This is a genomic window from Streptomyces sp. SID5910, from assembly GCF_009862125.1.
GTDB lineage: Bacteria > Actinomycetota > Actinomycetes > Streptomycetales > Streptomycetaceae > Streptomyces.
Window position 1 is genome coordinate 1 of the sequence record NZ_WWHX01000998.1, and the last position, 11715, is coordinate 11715.

Consider the following 11715-nt stretch of genomic DNA (forward strand, 5'->3'; position numbering starts at 1 on the left):
TACCGGGGACTACTACCAGCTTCCCCAGGTGTGGCGGGAGATCAAGCAGGTGCTGGCGGGCAAGTACCCGGTCTTCGGCCGTCTCGACAACGGCCTCGAGAGCGGGCTGAGCAGCATCGACTTCCTGCAGGCCATCGCGCTGGTGCGCACCTGGGAGCGGAAGCAGCAGAGGCTCGGGGCCACGGTGTCCTGCAAGCGCCGCGACCTGCTGGACCTCCCCCTGGCCGACTTCGTGCGCCTGGCGCCCAAGCTCGCCGAGGCCTTCGCCTGGGTGGGCGACTTCCTGGAGCGGCAGTGCATCGTCCGCCCGGCCGACCTGCCGTACAAGACGCAGCTCGTCCCGCTCGCGGCCGTGCGCGCCATCCTCGACACGGGGACGGACGGCCTGGGAGCGGAGGAGAAGATCGACCAGTGGTACTGGTGCGGAGTACTCGGTGAGATGTACGGCGGCTCCACGGAGACGCGCTTCACCAAGGACGTCGAGCAGCTCGTCCCCTGGATCGCGCAGGACGAGAAGGCGCCCGAGACGGTCACGGAGGCGTTCTTCTTCGCCGACCGCCTCGACACCCTCACCACCCGCAACAGCGCCGCCTACAAGGGCATCTACGCGCTGCTGATCAAGCAGGGGGCGGTGGACTGGCACTACACGAGCGCCCCGCTCACTCCCGGTCGGCTGGACGAGTACAGCGTGGACGTGCGACAGATCTTCCCCAAGACGTGGTTCCGGCGGGGCAACAGCAACGGTCTGCCCACCAGTTCGATCGTGAACAAGACGCCCTTGTCCTACCGTGCCTCAATGGACATGACAGGGGCGCCGTCGTCGTACCTGTCGACGATGATCGCCGCGTCCGACATGCGTCCCGAGTGGTTCGACGACCTCCTGACCACCCACCTGATCGATCCGGATGCGCTGCGCGAGAACGACTACGAGCGCTTCTACCGCGACCGCTCCAAGCAGTTGCAGGACCTCGTGCACTCCGCCATGGGCAAGAGGACGATGCTCCGTGACCTGCCGGAGGGCGACGTCCGATGACGACCAGGCCGCACGAGCGGGACCTGGCCTCGCTCAAGGGCAGGACCGTGTCCGTGCAGGAGATCCTGGACATGTTCCAGGTCAGAGTGCGCGACCACCGCACGGTGCACCGCATCTCGCAGGCGTTCACGGACGCCGGGCTGACCACTCTGCCGGACTTCGCGGTCTGCGGTCTGCGCAGCAGCGTCGACGTCGTGCCGCTGACGGCCGTTCCCGCGCAGCGCACACCCGCCGGACCCGAGGGTGAGGCCGACGATGCGGACGAGGCCCTGCCCTCGCACGCGCTGCCGCAGCGTTTGCTGCTCGGCGACATGCCGTCGGCGCGGCGCGGCCTGGTGTCCGTGGGCCCCGGCACGCCCCTGTCCCAGACGACCTTCCTCATGCGTACGAAGGGCCTCTCCCAGGTGCCGGTGACCACCGGCATGGCGCAGGTCCACGGAGTCGTCACCTGGGGGTCCGTGGCCAAGATGTACGAGGCGGGGAAGGAGGCCACGCTGGACAACGCCATGGAGAAGGACTCGCTGCCCGTCGCCGACGCTCGCCAGGAGTTCTTCACCGCCCTTCCGGTCATCCGCGAACACGGCTACCTGCTCGTCCGCGGCGACGACGGCTGCCTTTCGGGCATCGTCACCGCCGCGGACGTCACGGAACGCTTCGAGGGGGCGGCGCGCCCCTTCTTCATCGTGGGCGAGATCGAGTCGCTGCTGCGCCGCTGCCTGGGCGCGGCCCTGGACATGGAGGCCATCAAGGCGGTCCAGACGAACAAGAAGGCGGAACAGCGCACCGGCCAGGTGTCGGACCTGATGTTCGGTGACTACCTGCGGCTCCTGGACGGCGACCAGACGAAGCAGTCCTTCGCCGAGCGGGCCGACCGCAACTGGGAGGCGCTGAAGTGGCCGAACATGCCCCGGGAGCAGTTCGTCGGCCTGCTGAAGCGGGTGAAGGACATCCGCAACAGGATCGCCCACTTCGACGAGAAGCCGCTCCCACCGGAGATGATCGACGAGCTGACGACCTTCGCCAAGGTGCTGCGGGCGTTCGCGTCGTGAGGAGACAGGGCAGGATCGATCCTCGGGAGCAGCGGGCCGCGTTCACCCCCTGCGCAAGTGAGATCACCGTCTGACGACCGGGCCGTTCGGGGTGCCTCTGGACCAAGGTCCGAGGCACCCCGAGTCGTGTCGTCAGCCCGCTCCGAGGGCGAACTGCTCGCGCAGCAGCGCCTCGTGGAGCCGCAGTGTGCGGCCGTCCGGCAGGGTCTCCAGGACCTGGACGCCGTCGTAGTTGAGGAGTTGCCGCAGGACGGCGGCGAAGCCGTCGCTCCGGGTGACGGGCATGCCGACGCGCTGGGCGAGCGCGGTCACGGGCAGGGTGCCACCCGCGTCCAGCAGGGCGGCGAGTGCCTTGTGGATCTGCTCCTGCTGCGGCTTGCGTGCCAGGCCGCCGAGCTGAGCCTGGTACGTCTCCGAGTCGAGCAGTGCCGTCACCAGCGTCTCGGTGCGGGAGACGACGGTGGGGGTGAGGAGGGCGTCGTCTCCCCCGGTGGTCAGCGCCACGTCGAAGAGTGTGTTGTGCATCCGGGCGACTTCTGCCTGCTCCTTCTTGGCCTTGCTCGTCGGCTTCTTGGGGGTGGGAGTCGTTGCGGTCACCGGCGGGGTGGCGTGCTCACTGGGCAGTGGGGCCTTTCCGGTCTCCTCCGGAGCCCACCAGGCCGGTCGCTGGTCGCCCAGTTCCCGCCACCCCTTGGGCGGCTCCGCGCCGAACGGCAGGAAGGCGAGCACTGGGATGGTGACCTCGGCAAGCGACGCCCCGCCGTGGTAGCCGGCCTTGAGGGCGGTGTAGCGGGAGTCAGCGTCCCACAGGGCGACGATGGACGCCCCGGGTTCGGGCCAGACCACGCGAGGCCCGGACAGGGCGATCTCGCGTTCCGCGAGCGGACCGTCGCCGGGCAGGCGGTGGCGGGCGGAGGCCGGGTCGGTGGCGGGGTCGACCTTCGTGCCGTGCCGGTCGACGACGTGGCCGTGGTCGCTGGTGAGGACGACCGCCATGCCCTCGGTGGCCGCCGCTCGCAGCAGGTCGCGCAGGCCGGGCACGTCGTCGATCCGCCAGGCGCCGTCGCCGAGCTTCTGTTCCTTGGCAAGCCGGTCATCGATGGCGTTGAGGACGACGGCGATGTGGGTCCTGCCGTCGCCGAGCGCCTCCGTGAGCGCCGGGCCGAAGGTGTCACCCGCGGTCTCGGTGCGCAGGTCGTCCTTGTGGAACACGGCGGCCGAGGCCCCGCCCCACAGCTTCAATGCGGGGAAGAGCCGCTTCTCATCGGCCTGGGTGCCTTTCATCAGGGTGCCCGCGAAGAGGGAGGTTCGGGACACCGCCGTCACCGTGGGCAGGGCGGCTGCCATCGCCCGCCGGTGCGGGGCGTTGCCCTCGGGCAGCGGGTCGAACTCCGCCCAGGAACGGCGCAGTTCCTCACCCAGCTCATTCGCGATGGCAGCGCTCATGCCGTCGAGCACGAGCAGCAGCGCCCGTCGCTCCTCCCCGCGCCGCACGATCGGGCCGACCACGCGGTCGAGGAAGGTCTCGACGGTGAGCATGGAGCCGGGCTGGGTGCCGGCCTGCGTCCAGACGGCCAGGGAGCGGGCGAAGGACGCGTCGATCTGTCGGCGTCGGTCCCGCGCGCGTGTGCCGAGGGTGTCGTAGGCGGCCTTGAGGACGGGGTCCGGGTCGCCGCCGGCCTCGATGTGTTCCAGGGCGAGGTCCACCCAGCCGGTCTCGGCAACCTGTCGCTGTATGGCGTCGGCGACGGTGGGAGCGTCGGCGGGCGGGTCGGTGGCCAGCCAGCTGGCGAGGCGCTGGCCCATGCGGGCGCGTTCGATGCGGGTGGCCTCCTCCGGCTCGGCGGCGAGCCGGTGGTCCTCCAGGCGGCGGACGGCGTCCACCACTGTGGCCGTGTCGCCTGTCGCGAGGGCTCGGCCGACGGCGGTGAACCGGGCGTCGAGTCCGCCGCGCAGGACGGGGCTCGCCGCCACGGCCTCCTCCGCGCCGAACTGGCGGGCCAGGGCGGAGGCCCGGTCGAGCACGATGCCGGTGGTGCGGCGTGCCTCGCGGGCCTGGTCGGCGTCGGTGCCGCCGGTGCGGTGTCCGGCCGCCAGCAGCGTGGTCACGTACTCCTCGGCGGCCCGTCCGAAGACGGTCACCAGGGCGTCGAGCTGGTCGCCGGTCGCCGGGGGCTGGTCGCCGAAGTAGCGTTCGGCGCGGCCCCGGGCCCGGTAGGTCTCTGGGGCGGGTTCGGCGTGCTGCCACAGGGCCGCGCACACGAGTCCGAAGGCGGCGGCGTCCGCGCCGCGTTCGGCGTCGACGAGGGCGAGCAGGGCGCGGCCGGCGAGGCCCGCCTGGTCCTCCTCGCCGAGGAAGGCGGCCAGTCCGGCGCGTTCGGGGCCGCGCAGGGCGAGGAGCCGTTCGGGGGCGCCGGGTCGGGTCGACCAGTGCAGCAAGGCCTGGGCGTCGAGCCGGTCGTCGCCGGGACGGCGCCGGCCGCCTTCGGTGTCGTAGCGGCCTAGGCGCAGGCGTCGCTGGGCGAGCGCGGTGAGGGCGTACTGGCGGGACAGCCAGCCGCCGGGCACGGACGGCCAGCCGCCGGGCGGGGTGGCGTCGAGCAGGGCCTCGGCCGCCCAGTTGACGTCCTTGAGCCGGGGGTCTATCTGCCGGGCTCCGAACGCCTCGCGGACGACGTCCCAGCTGTCGACCGTGTCGATGCGCAGCTTGTGGACGCGGGCGAGGATCGCCGGGTCGAGTTCGTGCTGCTCGCGGTCGGTGAGGACGACCAGGACGGCGGGGCCGGGGCGGCGGCCCGCCAGGTGGTCGAGGACGAGTTCGTGGACGGCGAGCGGGGACGGCGCGACCGCGACGCCGGCCGTGCGGCCCTCGCCCCAGACGGGTGCGGCGGGGCCGTCCCACTGCGGTGCGGACCGCAGCAGCACGACTCGGCGCCGTCCCTGCTCCTCCCCGGTCAGGGAGGCGGCGAGATGCGTCTGGGAGGACAGGTACTGGGTGACGGTCGCGGTGTTCAGCCGGACCGCGCCCGGGGCCGCGGTGGCGGTGTCCGTCATTCGATGACCTGCCAGGTGATCTCGATGGTCGCGTTCGGGTGGCGGGCGGCCAGTTCGGACAGCTCCGCCTGGAGGTCGGCGGCGGCCCGGGAGACGGTCGTGCTGCGGCGTCCGGACTTCCGCGCGGTGCCGCCGCCGCTCGCCGGGGAGGGTGTCTCCTGCGGCGGGGTGTACGGGATGCGCGGGTCGCTGGTCGGCGTGTCCAGGGACTGGTCGTCGGCCGTGGGGGGCTGGGGTGCGGCGGGTGCGGGCGGCGGGGTGGTGGCGGCCTGGCTGCGCTTGATCAGGGCGACGACCTCGCGCTGGGTGCGGGTGAGGGCCTCGCGCAGGTCGGCGGTGCGCTGGTCGTCGCGGGCCACGTTGCGCAGCGAGTCGAGCAGCGCCTCGCCCTCGGGGCCGAGTCCGGCCGCGAGTTCCAGGGTGCTCCAGGGGGCGGAGGCGACGGCCTCGGCGACCGCGCGGGCCTTCTTGACGGAGGTGCCGTACCGGTCGGCGCTGGTCTCGCCCAGGTCGAAGGAGGCGAGGGCCTCGACGGTCTTCTTCGCTCCGGCCGCGCCCTTGCCGGCCTCCGCCGTGAGTGCGTCCAGCAGTTCCAGGGAGCGGCGGGCGAGGGCGAGCCGTCCGGTGTCGGCGGTCTGGTCGAGGCCGAGGAAGGAGGCGTGGGCCTCCAGCTGGTGCACCAGGTCGGCCGCGTGGTCCCGGTGGGCGCGGGCTGCCTCGATGATCTGGCGGGCGAACTGGTTGACCATCCGGCCGCGCCGCAGCGCGGGCGGCTTCACTCCGAAGACCGTCTCGAAGCGCTGCCGTGCGGTGTCCCAGTCCGACTCGGCGGGCAGCGGCTGGCTGCGCAGCGCGTCGTGGTCCTTGATCGCGGTCAGTTCGGGCGCGGGGTCGAGGACGGTGCCGCCGCGTACCCACACCCGGTCGTCCATCTCGGCGAAGGAGGCGACGACGAGCCGGGCGAGGAAGTCGGGCAGGCCGCGCGGGTCGGGCTGGTCGGTCCAGTCGGTGAGCGTGATCAGGGACAGGTCTCCGGTGACGCCCTGGGAGCTGGCCTGCTGGCGGAAGTGGTCGGCCCAGTAGCGGGACAGCTCGAAGTACGCCTCCTTCTGCTGCCCGAGGCCCAGGGGCCCGGCGATCCGCTGCATGAGCTTGCGGTCGGCGGCCGGGACCTCCACCCGCCCGTCGCGCGCCTCGGCGGCGGCCCGGACGTGGGTGAACACCTTCTTGGTGTCGGCGGGCTTGACGGCGGTGCCGGTGGCGTCGGGATCGAGGTCGGGGTGGGCCGGGTACTGGTGGGCGAGCAGCTTGCCCGCGACGTGCCGGATGCCGTCGTGCAGGCTCTGCCCGAAGGACAGGGTGAGTCCGTCGACGTCGGGCAGCGCGACGAGGTGGTCGTCGAAGTCGGGGACGACGTCGGCGGCCTGCTTCTGGGCGAGCCCGTACGCCTGCTTGAAGGCTCCCTTGACCTGCTTGAGCAGGGCCTCGCGCTGGGTTTCGAGCAGGCTCTTGGCGCGACTGCGGTTGTCGGCGTTGAGGTGGCCGGCGTACTGGGTGTCGAAGCGGTGCTCGTCGGCGAGGGCCTTGTCGATGACGACGAGGCGCCGGAAGTCCTGGAAGCGCTGCGCGGACAGGTGCGCGGGCAGCCAGGCGACGGTGCGGGACCGCTCGCCCTGCTGGCGTTCGCGCAGCCGCTGGATGCGGTTGACGTCCTCGACCGGACCCCATTCGCCCTCGTCGAAGGGGAGGTCTATGGCGATGCGCCAGCGGCCCTCCTCCTGCGGCATCAGGTCGTGGTCAGGCAGCTCGTCCTCGTCGGCGACGTTACCGAAGACGATCTCGGCGGTGCGGGCGGTGCCGCGCCAGGTGAAGTGGAGCTGGTCGCTCAACTGGCCGTGCTCGATGCCCAGTTCTTCGGAGAGCAGGCGGCGGGCGAGCGCGACGCGGTTGCCGGGGTTGTCGTTCACCTGGGCGTTGGCGATGACGGAGTCCACGTCGACGCCGGAGAGTTCGAGGCGGACGCCGGGGTTGGCGTCGGTGCCGGTCTCCTTGATCTCGGGGAACCTGGCCGCCCACTCGGCGACCTTGTTCTTGATGATGCCGACCTCGGCGCCCGGGATGGGCGCGAGGACCGACCCGTGGTTGAGCGCGCCGAGCCGCCGGATGGTCAGCTCGGACAGCGCGGGCACGCTGGGCGCGAGCGCGGACAGCAGCAGCGTGCACACGAGCCGGTTGTCGCCGGTGAACATCCGGCAGCCGTTGAGCTTCTTCGGGTCGGTGAGGGACTCGGGCCGGTTGCGGTACTGCTCGACGTCGTCCTCGGTGATGTCGTACGAGCTGAGCAGGTAGGGCCGCAGCTTGGTCTTGTAGAGCTTGTCAGCCGCCTCGAAGACGACCTTCATGCTGTCGGTGAACGGCTTGTCGCCGCCCTGCGCGATCACCGGGTAGAGGTCGCCGACGGGGACGAGCTGGCCGAGGCGGATCTCGTCGCGATGATCGGCGAGGAGCTGGCCCATCAGCTTCAGACCGGTGCGGGAACGCTGCAGCGCGGACGAAATGTGGACGAGGGTGTCCATGAACGCCGGTGAGAACGGGTACGTCAGCCGGAACGACTCCGCATCCGCGCCGGTGGTGCCCTTCTCCGAGCCGAGCAGGGTGTCCCAGACCTGTGGTCCGACCCTCTTGGTCTGCTCGAAGGCGGCGTCGACCTGCTTGGCCGCCTCGGCGTCCTTGGGCTTGAGGAGGCGGGCGTGCGCGATCTGCGGGAGGTTGCGGTCCTCCAGGGTGATCTTGTCGAACCGTCCGGAGGCCAGGTTCAGGGTGTCCTGGATGGACGACTCGGCGGCACCGGACACCTCCTCGCCGACCAGCTCGCGCAGGTCGCGCTGGCGGGCGATGAACGACACGACGGGAATGGCGCGGCGGGCGTCGCCACCCTCCACGAAGTTCGTGATCTTGCTGGCCTCGCGGGCCACGAACTTCTCGTTGTGGATGAGGGTGGCCAGCCACAGGATCAGCTCGTCCATGAACAGGATCAGGCCGTCGTAGCCGAGCGACTTGGCGTGCTCGGCGATGACGGACAGGCCCGCGTCCAGGGAGATGAAGCCGTGCTCGTCCTCAGCGGCGTACTTGGTGAAGCCGGGGAGGAGGTTGGTACCGGCGTCGTTGACGAGCTTGGCGCGCAGTTCGGCCGGGGTGGAGGGGTTGAGGAGATTGAGCGATACGCCCGATTCGTGATTCTCCTCGGCGGCGAGCGCGGTGTCGAGGAGCTGCGGAGTCCAGGTGAAGCCCTCGCCCCACTCGTCCTCTTCACCATCGTCGGTCTCGCTGCCGCCTAGGCCGCGGATGACCGCCTCGTCGCCATAGGTGGCGCGCTGAGCACGGATGTCGGCGAATAGGGAGTCGGTCCGGTACACCTGCGGAGTCGGGGCGTCCGGGTGCAGCTTCTTGACGTGGTGCACGTACCCGCCGAGCACCCGCTGCTCCAGGGCCTTCGCGCCGAGCATGTGGTACGGCACGAGCAGGAACTTCTTGCCGTCCGTGCTCAGCCACTCGTGCCTGGTCAGCACCGGGTCGAACTCGGTGCGGGAGCGGGCAGCCGGGTTGCCGCTGAGCAGCGCGTACAGCACCGCCATGAAGTGCGACTTACCGGAACCGAACGAACCGTGGAGATACGCCGCCTTGGAGCGGTGCCCGTCCAGCGCGGACTTGATCAGGTCCAGCGCCTCGTCGAAGTTCTCCAGCAGCCGCTCGGTGACGACGTAGTCCTTGAGCGCGTGCTGGGCGCCCTCGGGCGTCGTCGCCTCGGCGAGGGACAGCACGAAGTCCGAAGTGGAGATGGACTCCTTGATGTCGATGACATCGCGGAGGAGGGGCGGCTGGGCCATTGCGGGTTCTCGCTCTCCCTGACGGTGGTCGGTGCTGCTGCTCGTGCACGGTGTCGTGCGGGGTCCGCCGCCGAGGCCCGGGGCCGGTCCGAGGGGCGGGGGCTCAGAGGTACGGATGGCCGGTGTGGCAGGCCGGCTGTCCCGGCCGGTGGCAAGGACGGACCCGGTTATGCAGTGACCGGGCGGGGGGCGACGCTCACGGCGTCGGCCGGTTCAGGTCGGATGGGTTCGCGGCGTCTGCACTCTTCGTCCCCCTCGTACTGAACGTCACCCATACGGCCTGCGCCTAGCACCCTACATCGGCACTCCCGTCGACCCCGTGGCGTATCCCCTCGCACACGGTCCGTGCGGGCCGTCCCGGTCCCGCCGAGCGGAAAGCACCAGTCCCCATGCCGACGGATCACCGCCCCTACGGCAACGAGAACACCCGCCGTGTCCGGGCTAGGAGGGAGCACGCGGCGTCAGGACTTGGGGTCCTCCAGCTCGTCGGCAGTGGTGTCCGTGCTGTGCTCTTCAGGGTGTGCTGTGGCGAAAGTTTCGTCGTCTTCCACGACTTCGCCGTCCACGACGTCCCCCTCCGGCACTCGGTGTGACGGGTCCGCCAGTGGCAGGCCGGCGAGGTGCTTCTTGAGCCTCTTGGCCATCGGGAGGTACGTCGAGAAAGTGAGCCCGCCGGACACGACGGCCCCGACGATGGGGATGGCCTTGGAGACGCTCTTCGCGAAGGACTGCTTGGTCATCTGGACGCCGAGGTAAGCCGCGGACTTCTTCACGATCGGGTAGATGACACCCTTGGTGAGCGCCTTCTGGGGCAGCTTCTTCGCGACCTGCTTCGACATCATCCCGGCGACCTTGCCCACGGCGACGTTCGCCGACTGGGTACCGAACATCACGCCGAAGAACAGCGTGAGCACCCCCATCGTCGCGTCATCGACGCCCTCCCCCTCATCGTCGAACAAATCGGGCCAGCTATAGAGGTAGGCGAGCTTCTGCGCGATGCGCAGCATGTGGCCGACGTACTGGGCCACGTCGGCCGGCACCGTGGCGGGAAGGGCGAAGATGCCGGGTATCCCGGCGGCGGCCGAGAGAGCGCTGACTTTGGCGGTTTCATAACGGATGGAGTCGTTGGCGACCTTGTCGAGGAGGTCGATGGTGATGCCCGCGGCAGCGGGAGTCTCTTCTATCGCTCGTCGGATCTCGTCCTCGAAGCAGTGGCGAGCCAGCGCACTGCTGAGGTACGCCTCCCTGTGGATCCGCACACCGGGGAGCTTCGCTGCCGCCAGCAGCACCGCGAAGAAACGCGACTCGGGGTTCTCGACCTCTTTACCCTGCTTCATGGCAGGAACCTACAGCACCTCCGAGCTGCGAGGATCGGCATAGATCAACTCCGTTGAGACCTCGTTATGAGATGACGGTGGCGTGAGGGCCGGCTCTCTGCGCGGTGCGGATCGTCGCCGGGGAAGGCGACTGCGGGCGAGCAAGACGCCGAGTCTGCTGAAGGCGTGCAGCAGAGACGGGAACGCAGGGCCCTTGGCAGGCACACGCCGTTCGAGGGCCCTGCGATCGGTGCCGCCCCTGTCAGCGTGCCGCGAACTCTACAAAGGCGGACCACGCCGCGGGTTCTACGGCGAGTGCCGCGCGGGTTGTGTCCTTCGAGTCGCGGACGTGGACCGTGGCGGGGCGGATGGCGACCTCGATGCACTCGCCGCCTGCTCCGCTGCTGTAACTGCTCTTCAACCAGGCCGACTCAGGAACAGTCTGTTCGACGTTCATCTCTCTCCAAGCAACTTCTCGACGAAGGCCAGCGACTCGCGGGGAGTGAGCGCTTGGGCCCGAAGGAGTCCGTACTGCTCCTCGATCTCCCGGACGGGCTTCCGCGCTGTGTAGAGGCGACTGTCCTGCTGAGCCTCCACATACGCGATCCTCCGCCCTTCCTTCGTCTCGATCAAGGTGAACGGACCAGCCAGTCCAGCATGCTCGTTCCGCTCGGTCGGCAGCACCTGGACCTCCACGTTACGCCGCTGGCCATGAAGCAGGATCTGCTCCAGCTGCCCGCGCATGACACCCCACCCACCCAGTGGCCTACGCAGGACCGACTCCTCGATGACAAAGCTAATGGTGGGCAGCTGCATCCGAGAGAAGATCTCCTGCCGAGCCAGACGTGCCATCACCCTTTGCTCGACCACATCCTCGTGCAGCAGAGGCCGCCAGTTGGTGAACACTGCCCGCGCGTACTCTTCGGTCTGCAAGAGTCCGGGCACCGCCTGGTTGGCATACACATGAAGTTCAACAGCCTCGGCCTCCAACTTGGCAGCATCCCGGAAGAACGCCGGGTACTGCGCCCGAGCCACCTCCTCCTTGCTCGCGCTCAACACCCCACCTGCCCTCAGCACTTCATCGGCCTGGTCGATGAACTTCGGCGGCGGAATACGTCTTGCCTGCTCGAACGACGCGATTGTCGAGGCCGAGTACCCGGTCAGCGATCCGAGCCCCGCGCGGTCCAGACCCGCCCGCTCCCGGAACAGCTTCAACTGCCGTCCGAACACGCACAGCACGCCCGTCCCGACCTCATACTCCTCCGGCTGCTGAACCTCGCCGTCCATGCCACAGCTCCTCTCGTGCAACCGCCCAGTCAGCCAACCCGGTGTCCGGGAACCGTTACGCCCAACACCACGTACAGGCGCACCGACCG

Annotated in this window: 6 protein-coding genes and 1 pseudogene; 2 read left to right on the forward strand and 5 right to left on the reverse strand. The window is 70.0% G+C overall.

Features of this window, described 5'->3' with window-relative positions:
- Together GTW67_RS35415 and GTW67_RS35420 are read left to right on the forward strand one after the other, a co-directional pair.
- Nucleotides 1–1033: pseudogene (locus tag GTW67_RS35415) on the forward strand (hypothetical protein); the annotation flags it as partial.
- Nucleotides 1030–2082: a CBS domain-containing protein gene (locus tag GTW67_RS35420; protein ID WP_161168812.1), complete on the forward strand. Its 1053-nt coding sequence runs from the start codon at nucleotides 1030–1032 to the stop codon at nucleotides 2080–2082. The pseudogene GTW67_RS35415 and the gene GTW67_RS35420, both read left to right, overlap by 4 nt.
- A 132-nt stretch (nucleotides 2083–2214) precedes the next feature.
- On the opposite strand, the gene pglZ is transcribed toward GTW67_RS35420, so the two are convergent.
- The 5 genes from pglZ to GTW67_RS35445 form a co-directional block, all read right to left on the reverse strand.
- On the reverse strand, nucleotides 2215–5136 hold the full coding sequence (pglZ, locus tag GTW67_RS35425) for a BREX-2 system phosphatase PglZ (RefSeq protein ID WP_161168813.1): 2922 nt from the start codon (nucleotides 5134–5136) through the stop codon (nucleotides 2215–2217).
- Nucleotides 5133–9023, reverse strand: a complete 3891-nt coding sequence (pglY, locus tag GTW67_RS35430; RefSeq protein ID WP_161168814.1) for a BREX-2 system ATPase PglY — start codon at nucleotides 9021–9023, stop codon at nucleotides 5133–5135. Before pglY ends, pglZ begins: the two co-directional genes overlap by 4 nt.
- Nucleotides 9024–9484: 461 nt before the next feature.
- Complete coding sequence (locus GTW67_RS35435; protein WP_161168815.1) at nucleotides 9485–10360, reverse strand: hypothetical protein; 876 nt, start codon at nucleotides 10358–10360, stop codon at nucleotides 9485–9487.
- A 241-nt stretch (nucleotides 10361–10601) separates the two neighbouring features.
- Nucleotides 10602–10796 carry a DUF397 domain-containing protein gene (locus GTW67_RS35440; RefSeq protein WP_161168816.1) on the reverse strand — a complete coding sequence of 65 codons (195 nt, stop codon included), beginning with the start codon at nucleotides 10794–10796 and terminating at the stop codon, nucleotides 10602–10604.
- Nucleotides 10793–11626, reverse strand: coding sequence for a helix-turn-helix domain-containing protein (locus tag GTW67_RS35445; RefSeq protein ID WP_161168817.1), 834 nt, complete (start codon nucleotides 11624–11626; stop codon nucleotides 10793–10795). The genes GTW67_RS35440 and GTW67_RS35445 overlap by 4 nt, the downstream gene beginning before the upstream one ends.
- Between the last annotated feature and the right edge of the window lie 89 nt (nucleotides 11627–11715).